Below are 23,019 nucleotides of genomic sequence, written 5' to 3'. Positions count from 1 at the left end.
CCTCAAACACGCTGTTTTTTCATTTCATATAACTCTTCATCTGCTCTCACGATCACCTCTTGCAGCGTTTCATCCTCTTCGCGCACAGCAACACCAGTACTAACGCTGATCTCTATATCTAATGTATTTAAACGATTGTGTTTAACAACGCCACGGAGCTTTTTCGCTAACATGGAAGCTTTGCTCATGCTGCATCCGGGCAAAATTACAATAAACTCATCACCACCAGTCCTGACTAAGTAGTCACTGTTCCGAAAAACCTTTCTCATTGAGTCTGCAATAATAACAATGACTTCATCGCCAACATGGTGTCCGTAACGATCATTAATCTTCTTGATACGATTTCCGTCAATCGCAATAATAGAGTATGGTTCAACCTCCATTCGATGTTTAAACCGCTCTTCTTTAAATACTCGCCGATTTAATAATCCGGTCAAGTCATCTTGCGTTACATCACTCAGAGCATTTTCTAATTGAATTTTGCTCTGTTTAGATTCATTGGCTTTTCGATAATAGGCGAACGCTACGACAGAATAGATGACAAGAATAAAGCTGTAGTCCACCACTATTTTACTAAACGGATATTGGTAAATAACAAGATTATTATTGTCGGCAACATAGGATTGAGTGTAAGCAAAATGAGCTAAGGGGTAGCTCGGAAAGTAAATAATTATCTGCTTATTTCCGTTACTAACCTCTACGTCAACGGCTTTGCCTTCATTATAAAGCGATGATAAATACAGTTGTTCCGAAAATTCGCCGACAAGCTTCCCTCTATAGTAGACGGGACTCATGATACTTAATGCCATCTCATCTGAATACGTGGTTTTGAAGGGCTTAGAGATAAGAACTCGGTCGGAGAGCTGCTCTTTCCACGCAGCAAGAATACAAGCGTAATTCACTCTGCACCATTCTATATCAAACGTCTCTTTAGATCCCTCTAGAGCTGGGATTGGTCGTTCTAAGATTAGTTTGTCACTAGTGTAAGAACGAAAGTACAATATGGCGTCTTCTCTATCGTAGACATTGGACAAATGAGCTTCTGCTTGGTGTAGTGCTTTACGAGCAACAGTTTCCACATAATCTAGGTTTTTATACGGCTTTAAAGCATAAATTGCATCTTGAAAACTGAAGTCAGTCAGTACTTCTATTTGTTCGATACTGAAGTTTTCATACTGCGCCAATTGAGCTTCGGTCAACAAGCCTAGCAGAATGACCTTCTGCTTTGTTTTTGCTAAATTGTTAGCGTACGTATTAAATTGCTTCTCCTCATAAGAGATGAGTACAGCACCAATCATGGTCACCGATACAATAAATAACAACATCGCAACCGCAAAAGAAGAAACAAAACTTCTTACATTCATAACACTTTATGTTCCCACTACTTTTGCAAGTTCAATAACATCATTCACATTAAACTTGTCTAGAAATCGACGTTTCTTGGTACTCACGGTTTTATCACTGATAGCCACACAGATAAGCATTTGATCATCAAAGATCAAACAGTTCAATTTTTTCATATCTTTACTTCAAAATAGTGATTACCTCTAACGGCATGGGCTTATCAATGTAAAAGCCTTGGCAGATGTCTATTCCACATTCGCGCATGGTTTTATAGGTTACTTCGTCTTCGACACCTTCGGCGACAATACGAATATTTAGGTTTTTCGCTAAAGCACAAATGGCGATGACAATGCTTTTCTTTTTCAGGTCTTCACTCGCTCCGTAGACAAAAGCGCGGTCAAGTTTGATCTCGTTAAAAGGTAACTTTGCCAACTTTTCAAATGTAGATGAGCCCGTACCAAAATCATCAATTGATACCGTGACACCTTTCATTCTGAGCTTGATGAGGTTTTTGTAGATAGATGTGCTAGCTTGGAAAGCTTCCCGCTCTGTAATCTCAATGGTGATTTGTGACGGGTCGACACCACTTTCCGAGCATTGTTGAATAAAACGATGCGAGAAGTCAGGGTCGTTCAAGTTTTCGTGGTCGACATTAATCGAAACCTTTTGGGTTAATCCCCTATTGTTGATGTCATAGATTGTATTAATCAGCACTGATTGAAAAAGTTCAGAAGACAAATGGCATCGTTTTACGATCGGAAGAAAGTGGTTTGGTAACAACACGCCATAAATAGGATGCACCCAACGCGCTAACGCTTCATAACCTAAAAGCTCACCATTGTGTGCGTCTACCAAAGGTTGGTAATAATTCTTCACTCGCCCTTCACCCAAAGCAAATAAAAACTCTTGGTCTTGCAGTACGATAGGTTGAGCAAACGCTGTTTTTCGCGTTCTTTCATCTTTTATTTGGTTGAAGAGTTTAACCACTTGCATTTCGTCGTACGGCTTAGGCAGTTCTCCTAATATCTCAAAACTAAACCCTTCGCACATTTCTCGTACTGCCGAGATGATGCTCTGCTCCAACAAACTGACTAGCACGACTTGCCCGTGATACTGAATTTGGTCGAATACTTCCAAGATGTCGATACCGCCTTTTCCCGGCATCTGGAGATCGCAAAAGATCACATCAAAATATTGCTCTTGTGCACATTGACTAGCAGTGTCCACACAATTGAATGTACTGACTGAAGCGCCACTATGACCCAATATTTGGGTAAGTATCTTGGTTTGTAGAGGATGACCATCAATCACCATCACATTAAGCTGTGTATTCATTTATCTCTATCCAATAGTCTATATTTTCGATCTCCTGCTCGATTGGTTAAATTAATCCTGCCACTCGCTGATCAAAATCGACCAGCATTACTCAGCCTCAATGTAAAACTCAGTCTGCTTGTCTGTTCTCAATAACTGTCACTATCAATGAGTTAAAAAAGAAACTACTGGCAAAAATGTGGCAACGGACAACGCTGTAATACGACTTATCGTACTGAGCATAAAGCCTTACTCGGACTGGGCAGTCAGACTAATTTGTGTCGGCTAAATGTCAAATTTCGACTAATAGCGAAATGAAATATAAATTACTGATATAAAGATAAAAAATTAAAATAAGTCAGAAAAAACCGACAAAACAATCCACCTTTGACTACACAATATTTGCGCTTAATATCTCACCAAAGTGAATACTTGTTGTAAGTCCGTTGGAGAGCATACTCAACAAATGTTTACTTGCTCGTCTTTAAACCGTGGCTTTTTGTCTCCATCTTGAATGCTTCGCCGTCATTCCGTGATAAACTAGCTCATTAACACGAAAAAAACGCTCAACTTTGCGGTACAGAGCCACAAAAGTAAGTACGGTTTTAACACACTCTGTCTAAAACTATGCTGCTCGAAGCTCAAATTACTACTCGTACGCCCGTTGGAGCAGTAAGAAAATTAAGGTATTAAATTCAAATGGTTAATAACTCAATCCAGTGGTTTCCTGGCCACATGCACAAAGCACGTAAAGAGATCGAAGAAGCAATCCCACAAGTGGATGTGATCATCGAAGTACTGGATGCTCGTATTCCTTTCAGTAGTGAAAACCCTTTGATTTCTCAAATCCGTGGTGACAAGCCGGTCGTTAAAGTCTTGAACAAGCGTGATTTGGCCGATCCTGAGTTAACTCAATTATGGATTGAGCACTTGGAGCAAGAGCAACACGTAAAAGCAATGGCAATCACGACGTCAGAACCGCAAGAAGTGCATCGAATCATGGAGCTTTGCCGTAAACTTGCCCCACACCGTGAAGAGATCGGTAAAAACATTCGTACCATGATCATGGGGATCCCAAACGTTGGGAAATCGACAATCATCAATACTCTAGCTGGTCGAACGATCGCGGTGACTGGTAACCAGCCCGCGGTAACACGTCGTCAGCAGCGTATCAACCTGCAAAATGGCATCGTTTTATCCGATACACCAGGGATTCTGTGGCCAAAAGTGGAAAACCCACACAGTGGCTTCCGTTTAGCTGCTACTGGCGCTGTAAAAGATACTGCGATGGAATACGACGAGGTTGCGTTTTACACCATTGAGTATCTAGCAGCCCACTATGCAGACAAGCTGAAAGAGCGTTACCAAATCGAAGAGCTTCCTGAATCAGATATCGAGATCATGGAAGAGATTGGTCGCCGCCGTGGTGCACTACGCGCAGGTGGACGTGTGGACTTGCACAAAGTATCAGAGATTTTGTTGCACGAACTTCGCCAAGGCATACTAGGCCAAATTACACTAGAGCGCCCAGAAATGATCACTCAAGAGCTGATTGAAGTCGAGATTGAAACCGCTCGTAAAGAAGAAGAAAAAGCGAAGCGTAAAGAAGAACGCCGCAAGCGCTATCTACGTAATAAGCGATAAACTGATATTATCTTTTCCCAATTATATTTTAAGGCGCGATTTTCGCGCCTTTTTTGTTATCTAATGCGCCCATTTTTTCACTTTTCAAACTTTATATTCCTCATACAAAATCCAGATATGAAGCACGAAAAAAACACCGCAAAATCGCCGTATAAACTTTAAGCACAAACTAGTTTAGACCCCGGGCCCCTATAGAGTTACAGCCAGCATCCAACCCTCAAATGTCGAGTTTGCAAGGGTCTGCAAACTTATGCAACCTGGTTAGTGACACTCTCCCCAAAATCCGCAATATGAATAAGTGTCAGCGCTGGCGTTTTTCCATATGAAGAAGAGATTTATTATGAGTGAAACTATACAAAGCAAACCACTTCCTTCCTTTATTGAGGAACGCCTAGATTTTCATATTCAAGATCTAATTGAACCGAACGAGAACAAGAAACACCTTGTTCTTGGTAAACGTCCACCATGTAATGCCGTTGTTATGCAAAGCAATGATTACCTGGCACTGTCTCATAACAAGGAGATTCAAAACGTGCATCGTGATGCGATTTCTCAACACGATGACAACGTCGTGATGTCCGCGATTTTCTTGCAAGATGATGAGTCGAAACCTGCATTTGAAACTCAACTAGCCAGTTTTGTCGGCATGCCTAGCTGTCTGCTTTCTCAATCGGGATGGGCTGCGAATGTCGGTTTATTACAGACTATTTGTGCACCGAACATACCTGTGTATATCGACTTCTTTGCGCATATGTCTTTATGGGAAGGTGCACGTATCGCAGGAGCACAAATTCATCCGTTCATGCATAACAACACCAACCACTTACGAAAACAGATTTCACGCCATGGTTCGGGAATTATTGTTGTGGATTCGGTTTACAGCACTATCGGAACCATTGCTCCTCTACGTGATATCTACGAAATAGCACAAGAGTTTGACTGCGGCTTAGTTGTGGATGAATCGCACTCGTTAGGTACGCACGGTACGCAAGGCGCTGGGCTACTGCAAGAGCTGGATTTGACTCATATGGTGGATTTTGTAACCGTAAGTCTTGCAAAGACATTTGCTTATCGTGCTGGCGCAATTTTAGGTGCAGAAAAGCTGGCGAAGACGCTTCCATTTGTCGCGTATCCTGCCATTTTCAGCTCCACCGTGTTACCGCAAGAAATTATTCGGTTAGAAAAAACACTGGACGTCATAAAAAAAGCCGATGACAAACGGGAGATTTTGTTTAAAAGAGCGAAGTCTCTAGCCGTTGGTTTAAAACGTATTGGGTTTACTATTCGCAGTGAGTCGCAAATTATCGCGCTAGAATGTGGCAACGAAAGAAACACTGAGCGAGTTCGCGACTTTTTAGAAGAAAGAGATGTCTTTGGCGCAGTTTTCTGTCGCCCTGCAACAGGAAGAAACAAGAACATCATTCGTTTTTCTGTCAATGCGGACATGACTGCCGCCGAAGTCGATCACGTTCTTTCCGCCTGCCAAGAAGCGTTTGTTCATCCCGATCTAGAGTTTGTATAAGCTAGAGTGTAGGTAAAAATAAAGAGCTCAGCAGTTTTGCTGAGCTCTTTATCCGTATTCGCGTTATGATCAACTCGTCTCAAGATAACACAGTTGCGAGTGATTAAATCCAGTTTGCGATTTTGTCGAATAAGCGATTTTTATCCGCTGGTTTCACGATAAAGTCAGACATGCCAGAAGAGCCTATTTTGTCCAGCGTAACAGGTGAGCTATCCCCAGTATGCGCAATAATAGGTACCGACGCATAGTTTTTATCCGAGCTTCGAATTCGCCTTGAAGCTTCTACACCATCCATGATGGGCATCTCGATATCCATAAGAATGAGGTCAACGTTCTCTTGCTCTAATGTATCCAGTGCTTGCTGCCCGTCTTCTTTCTGAATCACTTCAAAGCCCTGCTTTTCGAGTAACATCGCGGTAAATTTTCGCAAAGATTCGTTATCATCCACGACCATAATTGTCCGCTTATTTGACGTATCCAAAGCCACTGAGGCCGTTGGTGTCGATACATAGCTTGAATCATACAAGAGACGGTCAATGGTTGGCTTAGTATTCAATAACCAGGCTTGAGTCTCGACCCAAATAGGCTCATATGCCGCTTTGCATGCTCTCTGTGTCGGGTGATGCTCAAAAAGATAAACGATACGAGCTTCCGTGAAAGACAAAAGAGATTCTAATCTATCCAATTGGTTTGCTCTTGCATCCAAGCTCTCAAGATCGATAAAAATCAGGTCGAATTCGAACTCATACTCTTTCTTTTTGAGCACTTGATTAACATCTAAGATCGTTGATTCAAAACCCATAAAACGGCTAATGTCCGTCACTTTCGACACAAGAATATCTTGATTAGTCACCGTTAGGATGGTTTTGAGTTTGGTCAAATCGTTTTTAATTTCAGTCACGATATCAGATGTGATCGGCGGGAAAGTTAACGTGAACTGAGACCACTCACCTAGCTGAGACTGGCATTCAATGTTACCTCCGAAAGAACGCATCACTTTTTTACAAAATGGCAAACCCAAACCATAGCTGCCTGACTTACCAGTTGTGTAAAAGTCCTGAAATATATTACGTAGGACATCAGGAGCAATGCCTGCACCATTATCGGTTACAACGATTTGGTTTGAGTGCTCCGTACTCGTCATGGAGACATGTATGTGGAAATCTTCAGATGTGCGATGATGGAAGGCGTTCTTGAAAAGGTTATACATAACGTATTTGAGTAAGGTATCGCTACCAAGAAAATCAAACTCACTTCTCGCATCTAGGGATATAGCAAAGCGATCCGTCGCACGCTTATAACTAAAGCTTTCAATCGCTTTTTCAACCACTGAGTGAGCAGAATGCTTTTGGAAACTGGATCGCGAGACACGGTTTTCGTCTATCGATGTCAGAAGTAAATCTATCGTCTCGTTGCCCGACTGGATGATGTTCATCGCATCCTCACTAACTTCGCGCAGCAGGGTGACATCCTCTCCGCTCATCAGATATTGGTCTTTCTCGGCTTCTTTTTTACTGGGTAAGACTGATTGGATAACATCGATTGACGTACAAAGGCCACTTAAAGGGTTACGCATTTCATGCGCAATTCCGGCCCCGAATGACTTGGCCAACGACACTTTCGCTTCGTGCTCTACTTGGTTCCGAAAGTAGAATAAATTGCCAAATACATAAATAAAGAGAAAGATTGGCACATGCGTCCAGTCCATTGTTAAATCGAGATGAAACCCTTTCGCTACCCAAGCAAAGAACGTCGCTAAACCTATTCCGGCAAAAGTTTGAGCGAACATAACTCTTGTGACATGAACCAATAGAATGTGCAAGAAAATCGCGGACATAAAGGACATGACCCAAACATTGGACCAGTCATTCATCAATAACATATAGAAAAAGAAAAACGGTAAGCAGATCGTTATCGTCACTTGGTAGTAAATATGGATATATTTTCGCCACGTTGACGACAAGCGGTTTCTAAAAATGATGCCAAAGAACAATAGTGAACAAAACAGTCTGAGCGGCAAGTTTTCATAAGCCTGTGGGAAAACAAAATCCCAAACAAAGTAGTACAGCGGAAAGCCAAGAAACCCCATCCAACCAACGAGAGTCAGGTTGGGTTCTGCATATTGATAAACCTTACGTATCGAGTCCATATTATCTATTTTGCCTACTCCGCCTGACGTCCCAATAGTGTGATTTGCATTCATTCTTATCGTTTTATTATTAAGTAATTATATATTACTTAACGCTTATAAGCAGCGCGAAATGGCGCAAATATTTCGCGACGCTTGTCTTTAATTTCAATCTTTTAAGATAGCGACACTTGATTTACAACCAAATAAATGAAGTTGCATATAGTTTAGTGTAATTTTGCGATAATCGCGTTGTATCCTAAGGGATGTTAATCTCATATACGTTCGAGACGTTTAAACAGCGCCTTTAGCTCGAACTTCCAAAGATTTAACGACAGCATTCACTGTGGATGTAACGCGGTGATGAACAATTGGCTTGGAGTGTGTTATGGAACCTTTACAAATAAAAAACGTAATTTTTGATGTGGGAAATGTATTAGTACGCTGGTCTCCGGTAGAGATTGTTCGCTTAACATTTGGTCACTCAGTAGAAGCGGAAAAAATGGCCCAGTTGCTGTTTTCATCACAAATCTGGAAAGACTTAAACAAAGGAATCATTTCCGAAGAGGAAGCCAAACTGTGCTATCAACGTGAGCACAAAGTGACAGCGGAAGAAATGGACCGCTTTTTTTACTACGTAAAACATACACAAATATTACTTTACGGCAGTGTCGAACTGCTAAAAAGAATAAAAAGTGCAGGATATCGCGTTTATGCGCTCACAGACAACGTCAACGAAATTGTTGAGCATCTTCGTGCTACCTATGAATTCTGGCCGCTGTTTGAAGGTGCAATCATCTCTTCTGAAGTGCAGTTACTAAAGCCACAAGCTGAGATCTACCAAGCCCTACTTTCAACATATCAGCTTCAGGCCGAGGAAACGGTATTTCTTGATGATATGCCATACAACGTCGAAGGGGCCCGAGCGGTAGGCATGGAAGCCATTCAATTTGAAAATGCTCAGCAATGCGAGTCAGAGCTAAAAGCCATGGGGCTTTGCTTTTGAGTCGCCCACTGAAACACAAAACTTTAGGGCAGGCACAAAAAAGAGCAGCGTTGATGCTGCTCTTATTGCTAAGCTAAAACGTCAGACTAGGAGTAAATAACGTTTTCTTCTATCCCACTGACTAGTGACTGAGCATTCTTCCAACGGAATACCTTCTCCAATACTTCTGTACCACCTGGCGCACGCCAAGTTCGCTCTTGACATTCTTGACCTCCAATATGGCGGTAGAATTCAATTGCAGAAATGTTTTGCGATACGACTTCTAGATAAAGACCAGTGTCTTTAAAATACTGTTGTTGCCATTCTGCGACAGCAAGTAATAGCTGCTTGCCAATACCACGACCGCGGTAGCTGTCATCAACATGCAGTGCGTCAATAAAGGTTCCACGCTCGAAATCATGGTTGCCAAACACACAAACGAAGCCGAGCAACAAACCACCCTCTTCCGCCAAGACAATGTGCTGGTTGAATGGTGGGTTGGTCAGACGGGTTTGCCAGATCAGTAGTTTGTCGTCAATCGCCTCTTTATCAAGATAGTTATCACTAAGAATGCCACGGTAATGACGCTTCCAACTATCCGCATGAAGATGCGCAATGCGCTCGTAGTCCTTATATTCCGCTAATCGTAAATCCATTACGTATTCCTATTTTCTTACATTTTTTGCTTCTTTATAGAGTCTCGGCATATTCCACCTTTATAACACTTGTTTCTTGGCAGATTTTATACACCTTAAGCCAGAGCTCATTTTTTAATACTACTCATTATTCAATTAAAAGCAAAATATCCCATCAAGTTCCTTAATGTACATCCAAAGGAACAGTCACATTTGTCTAACTTTAATTTGACTTACACGTGTACGCTGATATTCTGGCGAACAGTTGTTAGCTCAAAGTTAGGAATACACCTGTGACTCAAAACAAACCACCCATTATCTGGTTGAATACGTTGATATTTTCTTCCAGTTTTGTTCTGACTTTTATTGTAATGCCTTGGTATGCATATCATTTTGGACTGGGTTGGGAGCATCTAGTTTGGGGAGTGATGGCATTCAGTTTTACGAATCTTTCTATTACAGCAGGCTATCACCGACTCTGGAGCCACAAAACATACGAAGCTCATCCAATTTTACGTGCTATTTTTGCGATTGGAGGAGCATTTTCTTTGCAAAATAGTGCATTACACTGGTCTTCTGATCATCGTGTACACCACAAGCATGTCGACAATAACGACAAAGATCCTTACTCAGCGAAACGTGGCTTTTGGTATTCTCACATTGGCTGGATGTTACGCGACTACAACAAATCGCAGGAAAACGAATACACCAACTGCCGCGATTTAAAACGTGACAAAATCGTCATGTGGCAACATAAGTACTATGTTCCACTTGCTCTACTCACCAATATTGGCTTTCCGGTCGCTCTTGGAATTATCTACGGCGATATTTGGGGTATGTTATTAGTAGTTGGTGCCGCTCGACTATTTATGAGCCACCACACGACCTTTTTCATTAACTCACTTGCGCATGTTTGGGGAAAGCAGACTTTCACGGACAAAAACACCGCTCGCGACAACGGCGTGTTAGCGTTTTTCACATTTGGTGAGGGCTACCACAATTTCCATCATATCTTCGAGAATGACTATCGTAATGGTGTGTATTGGTGGCATTACGACCCGACCAAGTGGTTGATTAAGTCTTGTTCTTGGCTTGGACTCACATCTAAGTTGCGCACAACGCCTACATTTAGAATTGAAAAAGCTCGCGCAACTCAACTCTTGAAGAAAGCAAAAGAAAAACTGGGAGCAAAACCGAATACGCAGACGATTCTCGATCAGTTACAACACGAGTTTGATGCGCTAGTTCATCACATGCAGGAATATTATGAGATGCGAAAGGAAGTACTCGGTGCAAAAACAGCCAGTGTGGTAAAAAAATACGAGTGCTCTGTGACAAAGATAAAGTATCAGCAAATCAAAGCGGAGTTCGAGCGGCAACAACGCAGTTGGAACCTCATGGTGCGCCGATACGCTTAACTTAACCCATCCTTACGATTTAGCTTCGCTTCGGCGAAGCTTTTTTGTTGCAAGGATTATTACCCTCTTCCAACTCACTGAGTTGTTTCTTTTTCTCATTTTGAATCAATTCCCTCACTATTTATTCAAATTTCTGGTCATATTTTCCTTCCTGCAAACAGCTTCAAACCAGCACATAACACTTAGAAAACCAAATTCCAACAATACAATCTAACGAAATTAATTATTAAATTATTATTTGTCTCAGATCATACAAGCCCCATATTTGTCTCGTGCCACAGTTAAGAATTCTGTAAATTCCTTGTCATAAACTGAAACAGTTTCTTTCTTTTTTTCATAACATTCGGAGATCCCTATGTTAGAGCTCTTAATTGGCTTAGTTGTCACCATTGCTGTGGGTTACTTTATCGTCAAAGGCTATAAAGCAGCGGGCGTGTTACTGACGGCTGGTATTGCTTTACTTCTTATGACTGGCGTATTGGGGCATGACGTGCTGCCCTCAAAAATCACCTCAACCGGTAACATGGTGACAGACGCGCTAGAATACGTGAAATACATGCTACAATACCGCGGCGGCGGCCTTGGTATGCAAATCATGTTGCTATGTGGCTTCGCTTCCTATATGACTCACATCGGCGCGAATAACGTTGTAGTGAAACAGTTCTCTAAACCGCTTTCTGTTATCAAGTCTCCTTATGTCCTTTTGGTAGCGGCTTACATTGTGGCGTGTTTGATGTCTCTTGCGGTAAGTTCTGCAACTGGCCTTGGCGTACTATTAATGGCGACATTGTTCCCAATGATGGTCGCGATGGGGATCTCTCGTCCAGCAGCGGTTGCAGTTTGTGCCTCTCCTGCGGCAATCATTCTTTCTCCAACCTCTGGTGATGTGGTGATCGCCGCCGAAAAATCTGGCTTGGCGCTTGATGTGTTTGCGGTACAAACAGTGTTGCCTGTTTCTATTTGCGCAATCATCGTGATGGCTGCCGCGGCTTTCTTCTGGAACAAATACTTAGATAAGAAAGAAAATACGCCAATGGAAAAAATTGACGTATCAGAGATCAAAGCCGATGCACCAGCGTTTTATGCGGCACTGCCATTTCTACCTATCATCGGCGTGTTCCTATTCAACGGTCGTACCATTCCAGGACTTAGCCTAGACATTTACACTATTGTGGTCGGTTCGATTTTCCTTGGCGCTCTGATCCATTACGTTGTAAATAAGTTTGATGGTAAGAAATCACTGGAAGATTTAGATTCTTGTTACGCTGGCATGGCTGACGCGTTCAAAGGCGTTGTGATGCTTTTGGTTGCAGCGGGGGTTTTTGCTCAAGGTCTAATGTCTATCGGCGCTATCGATAACCTACTTCACCTTGCAGACAATGCAGGTGCAGGCGGTGTTGCTTTAATGCTTATCCTTACTGCATTGACAGTTGCAGCAGCAATTGCAACGGGGTCTGGTAACGCGCCTTTCTATGCATTTGTAGAGTTGGCACCATCTTTGGCTGCGAAAATGGGACTAAACCCAGCGTTCCTAATTATCCCGATGCTTCAAGCATCAAACCTAGGTCGTACTATCTCACCAGTGTCTGGCGTAATCGTTGCGACATCCGGTATGGCGAACATCAGCCCGTTTGAGGTTGTAAAACGAACATCTGTTCCGGTTCTTGCTGGTCTTATCACAGTTATAATTGGTACTATGGTGCTTGTTCCAATGAGTGCCTAACGGCATCGCCAATATTGCTTATCGACAAGGCCCGGCTTCTAGCTGGGCCTATTTCTTTCATCTCTCCAGTGCCATTATTCTTTCTGTATTGCTTTGTAAATGCATTTTAATTGTTACTCAACTCGTGACATATTTCTCGGTTATTACATCGCTTCTTCAGAAGCATTTGCTTAATATCTCAACAGTTTATATAAGAACTGAATACATTAAGAAAATGGGATTTATTATGACTGCATTTATTGTCTTTATCGTTATTGTCCTGCTCATTGTGGTGTACGCCGTCAGTATCTACAACAAGCTCGTTACTCTACAAAACCGTTTCAAAAACAGCTTCGCTCAAATAGAAGTTCAATTAAAACGTCGATACGATTTGATTCCAAACTTAGTTAATACTGCAAAAGGCTATATGGAACACGAAAAAGAAACATTTGAACGTGTCATCCAAGCTCGTAATCAAGCAATTGCTGGCCTGAAAGCAGCCAGTGACGCGCCTGGTAGTGATGCGGCAATTAGCCAACTAAACCAAGCAGAAGGCATGCTGCAAAGTGCGTTGGGCAAACTGAATGTTGTAGTGGAAGCCTACCCTGAGCTTAAAGCGAATGAAACCATGAGTCAGCTTCAAGAAGAATTAACCAGCACTGAGAACAAAGTTGCGTTTGCTCGCCAAGCATTTAATGATGCGGTAACCAGCTACAACACATACAAACAAACGTTCCCGCCCGTGTTGTTTTCCAACGCATTCGGATTCCAAGATGGCAAACTGTTAGAGTTTTCTGACAGTGCTGAAATACAAGCGGCCCCGAAGGTTGAGTTCTAATGAATTTCTTTGACCATCAAGATACCGCGCGTCAACGCACTGGGCTTTTGGTGTTCCTGTTTTCCTTAGCAGTTGTCACCATCACTGGTTTGGTAAGCGTATTATCGATTGGTATCTATTACGGAGTAACAGGCGAACACTTTGATCAAGAAACCGCACTTACCTACGTCTTGTTGTGCTTTGCCGGTGTATTGCTGGTTGTTGCGATAAGTTCAATGGTTCGCTTGTCCGCCCTCACCTCCAATGGAGGCCGAGGTGTTGCTGAGAGCATAGGCGGCAAGCTGATTTCCTCAAACACCTTAGATGCAAAACATAGACAACTGCTCAACGTTGTGGAAGAGATGGCAATTGCATCTGGTATTCCGGTTCCTCCCGTCTATGTGATGCAGGAAGAGCGCGGTATCAATGCTTTCGCAGCAGGCATGAGCATTGATGATGCCGTCATCGGCGTCACACAAGGCGCACTGGATAGCTTCACGCGAGATGAACTACAAGGTGTCATTGCTCATGAATTCAGCCATATCTTAAACGGAGATATGCGTTTGAATACGCGTCTTATCGGCGTACTGTTTGGCATCACTTGCATTGCACATTTTGGACACTTGGTCATAGATAACACTCATCATACGAGTCGCGTATCAAGAAGTTCTTCCGATTCCGATAAAGGCTTTGCGGTTATCATGTTGATTGCGATTATCTGTTTGGTTCTGGGCTGGATTGGCACCTTGTTTGGCTCGATGATCAAAGCTGCAATCTCTCGTCAACGTGAATTTCTCGCTGATGCCAGTGCCGTTCAATTTACTCGAAACGATCAAGGCATTGCTGGTGCACTCAAGAAAATTGGTAGTCATATTGCGGGTTCTTCATTGAATACAAAAGCAAGCGATGAGATGAGCCATATGATGTTTGGTCAAAGCAAACTCTCCGGCTTTTCTGGCCTATTTGCGACTCACCCTCCACTAGAAGAACGGATTCGCCGAATTGAACCTGGTTGGGATGGAAGTTTTTCTCAAAGTTCGCATCGTCCAACAACAAGCTTTGAGAATGATAACGTTAGTGGATTCTCATCAGGGACGTCGACACAACCTGAGAAACCAACCACCGCAGAACTCAGCGAAGTAGGTCAACAACTACTTAACCAACTTCCTTCCGAACTTGTCGACATCGCTCGTGAACCATACAGTGCGCGCTTTATTGCTTTTGCCTTGATATTTGATGGTAGTGAACTCCAGCGAGAGATGATAAAAAGTCATATCCCCAATGTGTCTCAAGCACAATTATTACCATGGCTGGATTATGATTTGCCTCTTCATCTACGCTTTCCATTACTCGAACTCTCCATCCCTGCCTTGAAATCGCTAAGTGAGGGTCAGAAAAACAGACTGTGCCAGGTGCTACGTGAACTCTCTCAAACTGATGACCACTACTCACTCGCAGAATGGTGTGTCATCAACTTATTGGAGAAGCAACTACTCGAATCGTATGGATGTACAAAACAGATCCAATCTTTAAAGCAATTAAAAGAGAGTGTGTTTTGGCTACTGCGCGAATTGGCTTGGGTTAGTCACTCTCAACCGGAAGACGCTCAACGTGCATTTAGCAGCGCCCTAACCTGTTTGGGCTTTAATGATGCAGAGTTACAACCCGCAAATAAGAACTGGGGCCTAAATCGCGCCGCTTTAGAGCTCCTACTGCAACTCAAACCGAAAAGTCGTCGCTTGTTCGTAAAAGCGTGTCGATTAGCGATTGAATCGGATGGAAAGGTTACCGTTGCGGAAGGAGAACTCTATAGAGTAATCGCCTGCTTCTTAGAAGTTCCAGAGCCGCCACTAACAGTATCAGTCAATACAGGACAAACCCTACCGAGCCAAACACAACAAGCTAACTGACTTAGCTTTAAACAAAAACGCCAGCACTTTTGCTGGCGTTTTTTCATTATGTTTTCTTATTTGACGATTTACGCTGACTTAAATCGATCAGGGATCTTAGTAATACTCTCTCGATAACTAAACCATAAGTAGGTCACGGCGAGGGAGAAGAATAAATACGAAAGTGCGAATACGATTGGAGACGTAATTAATTCAGCCGACATTCCCCACATCACACCAACAACCGTTATCGTCAACTTAGAAAGCATGCCGCAAATTAGTAAGAATAAAGCAAGCTGTGGAAAGCGCGAGCTACGGAATGCAAAGAAATAACAGCTCCCTACCGCTAGAGAAGCAATAGATAGACCCAACATAAATGAATGGATGTGGTCTGCAGATGCGACACCAGCAGATACCGAAGCCATGAGTAATAGGAACAGTTTCATAAGTCACCTCACAACAAGTCTAAAAAAGCATCCCTTCATAAATGAAATCTCATTTTTCGCTATATTCTGCTCCTATAATCTGCAATTACAAGTGACTTTTTTGTTCACTTAATGCACAAAAAACCTAATCAGCTCTAGTTATTACAAAAGGTTAACAATTTAAATTTAAGAAACCCTTTACATCCAATACTTACGGCGATAAGACGATATTTCAGTCATTTTTGTTACAGAGAGTTAACACGGTAACATTTTGAAATTTTTTATATGAAATGTGAGCTGTGCACCCAACTGCGCACTGAATTCTCTGTTTTGACTAGTTCCTCGTTCCTTACAACAAAAATCATCACTTTTTGATAACACTCCAACCACATACAAAACCATGAATTCACATCCGCTTTTAATGTTTCAAATTATTTTATCAGTAACGGTAAAAAGAGATTCCAATCACATATTTATTGGTTATAATCCGCGCTCATTGCGTTAATCGTTGAAAAACGCAAACTAATTTTGAGAAAAAACATCTTTAAACCAACCCTCTTTGCGGCATTGCCAACAAGAGGAAAAACTGAGAATGAAAATGAGCAAGATTGATAAAGCTATGCGCATCCTGTTAGCAGGGTTCTGTATCAACCTTTGTCTTGGCATCCTGTATGCTTGGAGTGTATTCAACAAGGCACTGGTAACTGAATCAGGCTGGAGTGCTGCAGAAGCTTCTGCACCTTATGCAACTGCAACCATCACTTTCTCTATCTGTCTTCTTGTTGCAGGTATTCTTCAAGACCGCATGGGTCCACGTATGATCCTTATCCTAGGTACTGTTCTTACAGGTCTAGGCATGATCGCGTCTGGCTTTGTTGACACTCCACTCATGCTGAACATTACCTTCGGTGTGATCACAGGTGCAGGTATCGGTTTTGGCTACGCATGCCTATCACCTTCTGCAATGAAATGGTTCCACGCTTCGAAGAAAGGCATGGTTAACGGCATTATTGCGGCTGGTTTCGGTCTAGCGGCTATCTACCTAGCACCAGTAACATCATCATTGATCGACAGCATGGGCATTCAAACGAGCTTTATGGTTCTTGGTGTTGGTATCCTAGCAATTGCAGTTCCTCTTGCAGCAACCATCAATAACCCACCAGCAGACTACACGCCTGCAGAGCCTAAAGTAAAAGAAGGTCAAGCACCTAAAGCGGTTAAAAAGTCAGATGACCTAACTTGGAAAGCAATGCTGAAGACGCCACAGTTCTACTCTCTATGGATCATGTACGCGTTCGCAGCTTCTGTTGGTCTAATGATCATCGGTAACATCACGACCATCGCAAGCGTTCAAGCAAACTTGCCAAACGCGGTTTACCTAGCGTCTATTCTTGCTGTATTTAACTCAGGCGGCCGTGTTGTTGCGGGTATGCTTGCAGATAAAATCGGCGGTGTTCGTACGCTCCTACTTGCGTTCGTCCTACAAGGCGTAAACATGGTGTTGTTCGCAACGTTCGACTCTGAGTTCACTCTGATCATTGGCACTGCGATCGCAGCGGTAGGTTACGGTACACTTCTAGCGGTATTCCCTACTCTAACGGCCGAGTTCTACGGTTTGAAAAACTACGGTACTAACTACGGCGTGCTTTACACAGCATGGGGTATCGGTGGTGCAATCGGCGCAGCAGTTGTTGGCTTCTCTATGACGAACGGCGAAGGCTACACCTTGGCTTACACTATTTCATCAGCAATGATGGCAGTATGTATCGTACTTGCGTTCATCACTAAGCCACTGTCTGAAGCGAAAGTAGCGCAGCTAAAAAACGCATAATTGCGAATTGATTTGATAGCGAAAAGGCTTAACCTATGGGTTAAGCCTTTTTTGTTACAGGTCGTTTATGGAAAGCCCTATCGAACTTGCACCAGACTACTATCTAGAAAACTTCTTTAAGCTGACTCACCACGCAGTAACCTGGTACAGCGATTTACTGGCCGAGGATGAACACGCTTGGCTTTGCTCGTTTGATTCCTTGAGCAAACACGCCCAATGCCTGTTGGTGCGTTTATACAGCCGAAAAGGGTGTTGGTTTCGAAGTGATAAGCTGAGTTATCAAGAAATACCTTCTATCAATGAAGCACTGGCAGAATTGAGTCAACATGAGTTTGTGGCCCTTTCCCCAACACTCTCTCATCAAGAGTTAGCGTCTAACTTACTGACGAAACCGGAGATCTCTGCACTTTACCCAGAGCTACCGAAGTCATTAAAGAAAGATGCCCTTGTAGAGCGTTTAAGCAACACGGAATTTGATCGTTTTGAGCAGCTTGAGTTTACGATCATCAAACTCAATTCAGCTCACATGATCGACGTATTACTCACCCTGTTTTTTGCCAACACTCATCAAGACTTAAGTCAGTTTGTGCTTGATGACTTAGGTCTACATCAGTTCGAGCAATACCAATTGAGTAAAGTGCGCCGTTTCTTTGATTCACGTGAGCAAATAGACCGCTTAATTGAACTAAGCCAACTGGCCAACCTGTACTGGCAATTTGATCGAAAAGACAAAGCGAACCTCGACTTATTAATTGAGGCAATGCCTCATCCAGTTAGTCACCATTACGTAGATCGTAAACGCGAACACATGTTAAATGACATTGCGCGAGACTATGAGCGTATTAATGAGCTAGAGACCGCCCTATCTCTATTTAGCCAAACTCAGCTCGCTCCGAGCCGAGAACGACGTGCACGTATCTATGATAAACTGAACCATGATGATTTATTTAGTGACATTGTCACAGAGATACTGCTGTCGCCAATTGATGTGTCTGAGCTCGAAGTCGCACAAAAACTTGAGCAACGGTTGAAGCGAAAACAAGGCGCGAAAGTACCAAGAGTAGCGAAGCCACTCTGCTCCGAATATCATATTGAACTGGATTTATCTCAACAACGAGTCGAGCTTGCCAGTAAAGCGTATTTTGAGTCCTTAGGCTGGAATGTGTTTTACGCTGAAAATGCGTTGCTCAACTCGCTACTGGGGCTTACATTCTGGGATGCGATTTTTGCTCCTATTGAAGGGGCATTCATTAACGCTTATCAACACCGTCCTTTAGATTTATATCACTCGGATTTTGTTACCAAGCGCCAAGCTTTGATAGACACCGCTTTTGCCGAGCTAGAAGCAGGCAACTCCCAGACGTTATTGACAAAATACGATGAGAAGTTTGGCATTAGTAATCCATTTGTACATTGGAATTTAATAAGTAAAGAGCTACTCGAAACAGCGCTCAACACTATCCCAACCAATATGCTGATGGCTCTGTTCAAAATACAATTGAGCGACCTTAAGCTTTACCGCAATGGGATGCCGGATCTCATTGCTTTTAAAGAAAATGAGTTCGAGTGGATTGAAGTGAAAGGCCCTGGCGATAAACTCCAGGATAACCAATGGCGTTGGATCAAAGAGTTTACTCGCCTTAATGTCCCGTTTGCGGTGTGTTACGTCGCAGCAACTTAACTTACTCTATATAAAGAGCTTGGTGTTTGTTCACTCAAACCGCCCCTCGGTTATCGCCCCTTGCTCTTTTTTCTAAACATTTTTTCGTTTCTTCACGATCGCTTCACGCTTCTTCACACAAAATGCGCTTCTACTCACTAAGTTGATTTGAAGAGGCAAAATAAAATGAACAAAACACTTCTTGCGTTACTTGTTACCTGCTCAGTTTCGGTATCTGCGGCTCCTTATGTAGGTCTGGAATATGGACTAGGCACCACTGACCATGATTTGGAACCTCACTTTTCAACTGACAACGTAACACTCAACCCTGAGCTTGAAGACGGTATTTTCTCAGGTTTTATCGGTTACGCGTTCAATGACAACTGGGCGCTAGAGTTGGGCTACAGCCAATTTGACCTTGATGATAATCGTTCAAAGAACCTTGGTATCAAACAAATTGATGGCAAAGATTACCATCATGAAATGGATTGGGATGCGTCAATCAAAGCCAAGCAAGTGTCGTTGGCACCTGTGTTTAACTATGCATTAAATGACAAATGGACAACAAAATTCAAAGCGGGTCTAACGTACACGGAATACAACGCCAAGGTTTCTAAACATCAAGAATACGAGCTTGTCGCGAACGACGATGTGGAAATGAACAACACGCTTTTCCACAACACAGAGAAAAACAACGAGCTAGGCGCAATGTTCTCAGTGGGTGCGGAATACCGAATTTTCCCGCAGCTCACCATTGGTGCAAACGCAAAATATCAACTAGACAGCTACGCAAACACTGCATCCTTTAACGTAGGCACAACTTACTACTTCTAATTTAAGGAGACGATAATGAAAAAAATGATTTTAGCATCCATGTTTGCCCTACTTTCAAGCTCAGCTTTCGCCGCATTTAATGGTCCAGAAGTAAGCGTAATTAATTCGGTGAAAGAGGCGCACAACGCAACCGACGACAGCGCCGTCATGTTAACCGGGCACATTGTTCAATCTCTTGGTAACGAGACTTACTTGTTCAAAGATGAGACTGGTGAAATCGAAGTGGAAATCGACAATGAAGATTGGATGGGGCTAGACGTTGGTCCAAACGATAAAGTGACGATTCGAGGCGAAGTTGACTCAGAGTGGACAACCACGCAGATTGACGTAGAGACCATTCAAAAGCTTTAATTCGCCTGACACCTCAACACAAACAACACAGCCACATATTGGAGGCTGTGTTGTTTATGGGCCGTGAAACTACTCGTTTAGCTGGTCAAGCAAGGACAATCTTGCGGCAAGACTAATCGTATACTCTTAGGCTGAACATCAAACCGTATTGTTCTCGAATGATATGGTTCGCCATCTAAATTAAGCGGTAGTGGATTTGGGAAGTCTATCTCCAACCAGCTTGCTCTTGTGTGTTTTACAAACTCACCTTTCTCGCTAGGATTATTGATCTCTTCGATAACTTTTGGCAGCTCATGAGGTAAGAATGGACGCACCAATGTTAGATCCATCAAGCCATCATTAATCATCGCTTTCGATGCTAACTCTTGCCCACCTCCAGCTAAGCGACCATTACAGAAAGCGCCAAGCAACATTTCTCCCTGATAAGCCCCGCCTTCAATTGTTATTGTTCCGTCATAAGGTTTAAAGCCGAGCGCTTTTACAACACCAGTTAGTGTATAAGCGCCGCCACCAAGAAAGTTTTTGAGTTCAACAGGCGTTTCTGCCGTAACTTCTGCGCCAAACCCAGCTGTTGCCACGTTAATAAAGTAGCGATCGTTAGCCTTGACACAATCGACCAAAGCAGACTGCCCTTCTACGGCGAGAGATAAAGACGCCTTGATAGAAGCTGGCACTTGAATCGCGGTGGCAAAATCATTTGCGGTACCAAGAGGGATAATGGCTAACTCAGGGCGTTTTTCTTCTTCAATTTGGATAATCGCAGAAGCCGCCTCATTGACGGTCCCATCGCCACCAGCGACAACAATACGTTCAATCCCTTCATCAACCGCTTCTTTCACCAAGCGCGGCATGTCTTGAGATTCCCAAGTCACTCGCACTTGCACATCGACGCCCTTGTCTCTCATTTTCATGATTGCATCTCTTAACTCTGGGTTCCCAGCTTTTTTGCCGTTAAGGATGGCACGTATTGTCTTCTTCATTGCACTTCCTATTGGTTGATGACTTTCCCTGCTTGTTTAATCTGTGATCGCAACCATTGATGGGCACTGTCGTTTGTCCGACTAGGATGCCATATTGTGCAGAGCTCATAGGTTTGTTCATCTAATGGCATAGATAAAGATTTAACATGATAGGTGTGGTTGAACAAGTTGATCATCGACTCGGGCATTAAACCAATATATTCACTACCGCAGATAACAGGTAGCATTTCCAACACGCCAGAAGCTCGATACTTTATCTTTCTTTTGTCCAAGTCGACAATATCATCGGCGTTTAACAAGCTCTTACGACTCTGCCACTGCGAAACCACCACATGTTCTTCTTCAAAAAATTGTTCAGCCGTAATCTCGTCCTTTAAGCGTGGGTGCTCCTCGCTAGACACCACCACCAAGCGCTCAGTAAGCACAGTTTCAACTTTTAAAACCGTTCGTGCTCTTGGCGCGATATCAATGATCAAGTCGTAACGTTGCAAACGCAGATCGCTTTCAAAATCTTCTGTGAAGAGTGGATGAACCTCTAAAGCAATATGTGGTGCTAACTCACGGATCTGTTTCATGACTTGAGGGAGCAACTCAAAACTTGCAACAGAGACACAAGCAATGGAAAACACTCGATTCGACACTTTAGGGTCAAATTCGCTAGAAGCCGCCAGAGTTGAAGTAAAGTTTTGCACCGAAGTAAGCAGCGCAGGGTAAATATCCATAGCAAAAGAGGTAGGTTCTACCCCCTTGGTACAGCGATGAAATAAAGGTTCGTCATAAATATCACGAAGGCGTGCCAACGCTTTGCTGACTGCGGGCTGCGTGATGCTGAGACGTGCTGCTGCTTTAGATAAGTTCCCCTCTTCATAAATGGCAATAAAGATGGGGATAAGATTCAGATCGGTCGGTTTCATGCTATTAAATTTTTCGAAAATCACTTTCTCTATTTTAATCTAACAGCATGATAGTTAACGTAGCCAAGTACAAGAAATGGGCGGTACGACCTGTTTTAATGAGTTTTAACTCAATTTTGACGTGCTCCATTCACCTCATAAGTGAGCAGCTACCGTGCAAGCCAAAGCTTACATTAAGATTTGCCTAAATATGGGGTAAGAAACTCGCTGACTTCCTCGCCGCATAAACCAATTTCTACCTCAATACCGGCTTGTTTTAGAATCTCGATACCTCGACCACTGTTTCGCGGGTCGGGGTCCAATATGGCTACGACGACTTTGCTAATACCGGATTTTACTAATGTCAACGCGCACGCCGGCGTGCGACCTACAAACGAACACGGTTCGAGCGTAACGTATGCCGTCACCGCTTCTAACGAGCCTTGATATGCATTCAGCGCTTCTACTTCCGCGTGGTTGCCACCAATAGCTTGAGTATGACCTTCTGAAACGATTTGATTGTCTTTAACTAACACGCAGCCAACCGGCGGGTTGGGTTGACATTCAGGAAGCGCATTTTTGGACACTTCCAATGCGCGGCGCATAAACAATTGGCTCATTTGAACTCTATTCTCTAATAAAAACGA

Annotated in this window: 20 protein-coding genes; 11 read left to right on the top strand and 9 right to left on the bottom strand. The window is 43.0% G+C overall.

Annotation, left to right across the window (positions count from 1 at the left end):
* Positions 1-2 precede the first annotated feature (2 nt).
* From FR741_RS18880 to FR741_RS18870, 3 genes are read right to left on the bottom strand one after another with little or no spacing between them, the layout of a single operon-like run.
* A complete protein-coding gene (locus FR741_RS18880; RefSeq protein ID WP_006742317.1) occupies positions 3-1,364 on the bottom strand; it encodes a GGDEF domain-containing protein in 1,362 nt (453 codons plus the stop codon).
* Positions 1,365-1,370: 6 nt separating this feature from the next.
* Positions 1,371-1,520 (bottom strand): hypothetical protein, encoded by a 150-nt coding sequence (locus FR741_RS18875; RefSeq protein ID WP_048624969.1) that lies wholly within the window; start codon positions 1,518-1,520, stop codon positions 1,371-1,373.
* 4 nt (positions 1,521-1,524) lie between these two features.
* Positions 1,525-2,679 (bottom strand): EAL domain-containing response regulator, encoded by a 1,155-nt coding sequence (locus FR741_RS18870; RefSeq protein WP_167427434.1) that lies wholly within the window; start codon positions 2,677-2,679, stop codon positions 1,525-1,527.
* A 678-nt stretch (positions 2,680-3,357) separates the two neighbouring features.
* Between FR741_RS18870 and ylqF the strand changes: the two genes are divergently transcribed.
* Together ylqF and cqsA are read left to right on the top strand one after the other, a co-directional pair.
* The gene (gene ylqF / locus FR741_RS18865; RefSeq protein ID WP_005395264.1) at positions 3,358-4,302 is read left to right on the top strand and encodes a ribosome biogenesis GTPase YlqF; all 945 of its coding nucleotides are present in this window, start codon (positions 3,358-3,360) and stop codon (positions 4,300-4,302) included.
* A 340-nt stretch (positions 4,303-4,642) separates the two neighbouring features.
* Positions 4,643-5,824, top strand: coding sequence for an alpha-hydroxyketone-type quorum-sensing autoinducer synthase (gene cqsA, locus FR741_RS18860; RefSeq protein WP_167427433.1), 1,182 nt, complete (start codon positions 4,643-4,645; stop codon positions 5,822-5,824).
* Positions 5,825-5,927: 103 nt separating this feature from the next.
* On the opposite strand, the gene FR741_RS18855 is transcribed toward cqsA, so the two are convergent.
* Complete coding sequence (locus FR741_RS18855; protein ID WP_006742321.1) at positions 5,928-7,973, bottom strand: response regulator; 2,046 nt, start codon at positions 7,971-7,973, stop codon at positions 5,928-5,930.
* 367 nt (positions 7,974-8,340) lie between these two features.
* Between FR741_RS18855 and FR741_RS18850 the strand changes: the two genes are divergently transcribed.
* Positions 8,341-8,958 carry an HAD family hydrolase gene (locus tag FR741_RS18850; RefSeq protein WP_074190595.1) on the top strand — a complete coding sequence of 206 codons (618 nt, stop codon included), beginning with the start codon at positions 8,341-8,343 and terminating at the stop codon, positions 8,956-8,958.
* Between the two features lie 86 nt (positions 8,959-9,044).
* On the opposite strand, the gene FR741_RS18845 is transcribed toward FR741_RS18850, so the two are convergent.
* Positions 9,045-9,593, bottom strand: a complete 549-nt coding sequence (locus FR741_RS18845; protein WP_005398196.1) for a GNAT family N-acetyltransferase — start codon at positions 9,591-9,593, stop codon at positions 9,045-9,047.
* Positions 9,594-9,865: 272 nt separating this feature from the next.
* On the opposite strand from FR741_RS18845, the gene FR741_RS18840 reads away from it, so the two are divergent.
* The 4 genes from FR741_RS18840 to FR741_RS18825 all read left to right on the top strand — a co-directional run bounded on the left by FR741_RS18840 (position 9,866) and on the right by FR741_RS18825 (position 15,419).
* Positions 9,866-10,990, top strand: coding sequence for an acyl-CoA desaturase (locus FR741_RS18840; RefSeq protein ID WP_005398197.1), 1,125 nt, complete (start codon positions 9,866-9,868; stop codon positions 10,988-10,990).
* A gap of 355 nt (positions 10,991-11,345) precedes the next feature.
* Complete coding sequence (gene dcuC / locus FR741_RS18835) at positions 11,346-12,713, top strand: anaerobic C4-dicarboxylate transporter DcuC (RefSeq protein WP_005398199.1); 1,368 nt, start codon at positions 11,346-11,348, stop codon at positions 12,711-12,713.
* Between the two features lie 226 nt (positions 12,714-12,939).
* Positions 12,940-13,530 (top strand): LemA family protein, encoded by a 591-nt coding sequence (locus tag FR741_RS18830; RefSeq protein WP_005398201.1) that lies wholly within the window; start codon positions 12,940-12,942, stop codon positions 13,528-13,530.
* Positions 13,530-15,419, top strand: coding sequence for a M48 family metallopeptidase (locus FR741_RS18825; RefSeq protein ID WP_167427432.1), 1,890 nt, complete (start codon positions 13,530-13,532; stop codon positions 15,417-15,419). The genes FR741_RS18830 and FR741_RS18825 overlap by 1 nt, the downstream gene beginning before the upstream one ends.
* Positions 15,420-15,487: 68 nt before the next feature.
* Here FR741_RS18825 and FR741_RS18820 read toward each other — a convergent pair whose 3' ends face one another.
* Positions 15,488-15,844 (bottom strand): hypothetical protein, encoded by a 357-nt coding sequence (locus tag FR741_RS18820; protein WP_005398137.1) that lies wholly within the window; start codon positions 15,842-15,844, stop codon positions 15,488-15,490.
* Positions 15,845-16,421: 577 nt separating this feature from the next.
* Here FR741_RS18820 and FR741_RS18815 point away from each other — a divergent pair.
* The 4 genes from FR741_RS18815 (at position 16,422) to FR741_RS18800 (ending at position 20,499) form a co-directional block, all read left to right on the top strand.
* Complete coding sequence (locus FR741_RS18815; protein ID WP_167427866.1) at positions 16,422-17,654, top strand: L-lactate MFS transporter; 1,233 nt, start codon at positions 16,422-16,424, stop codon at positions 17,652-17,654.
* Positions 17,655-17,721: 67 nt separating this feature from the next.
* Positions 17,722-19,335 (top strand): VRR-NUC domain-containing protein, encoded by a 1,614-nt coding sequence (locus FR741_RS18810; protein WP_167427431.1) that lies wholly within the window; start codon positions 17,722-17,724, stop codon positions 19,333-19,335.
* Positions 19,336-19,500: 165 nt separating this feature from the next.
* Positions 19,501-20,148: an AcfA family outer membrane beta-barrel protein gene (locus FR741_RS18805; protein ID WP_046876005.1), complete on the top strand. Its 648-nt coding sequence runs from the start codon at positions 19,501-19,503 to the stop codon at positions 20,146-20,148.
* A gap of 15 nt (positions 20,149-20,163) precedes the next feature.
* A complete protein-coding gene (locus FR741_RS18800) occupies positions 20,164-20,499 on the top strand; it encodes a NirD/YgiW/YdeI family stress tolerance protein (protein ID WP_005398145.1) in 336 nt (111 codons plus the stop codon).
* A 77-nt stretch (positions 20,500-20,576) separates the two neighbouring features.
* On the opposite strand, the gene yegS is transcribed toward FR741_RS18800, so the two are convergent.
* From yegS to FR741_RS18785, 3 genes are all read right to left on the bottom strand, one after another.
* Positions 20,577-21,479, bottom strand: a complete 903-nt coding sequence (yegS, locus tag FR741_RS18795; protein WP_048624961.1) for a lipid kinase YegS — start codon at positions 21,477-21,479, stop codon at positions 20,577-20,579.
* A gap of 8 nt (positions 21,480-21,487) precedes the next feature.
* A complete protein-coding gene (locus FR741_RS18790; protein WP_167427430.1) occupies positions 21,488-22,393 on the bottom strand; it encodes a LysR family transcriptional regulator in 906 nt (301 codons plus the stop codon).
* A gap of 173 nt (positions 22,394-22,566) precedes the next feature.
* A complete protein-coding gene (locus FR741_RS18785) occupies positions 22,567-22,992 on the bottom strand; it encodes a bifunctional diaminohydroxyphosphoribosylaminopyrimidine deaminase/5-amino-6-(5-phosphoribosylamino)uracil reductase RibD (RefSeq protein ID WP_167427429.1) in 426 nt (141 codons plus the stop codon).
* Positions 22,993-23,019: the final 27 nt, after the last annotated feature.

It is taken from the genome of Vibrio diabolicus, assembly GCF_011801455.1.
Taxonomy (GTDB): Bacteria; Pseudomonadota; Gammaproteobacteria; order Enterobacterales; family Vibrionaceae; genus Vibrio; species Vibrio diabolicus.
This window is presented reverse-complemented; position numbering and strand designations above follow the sequence as displayed.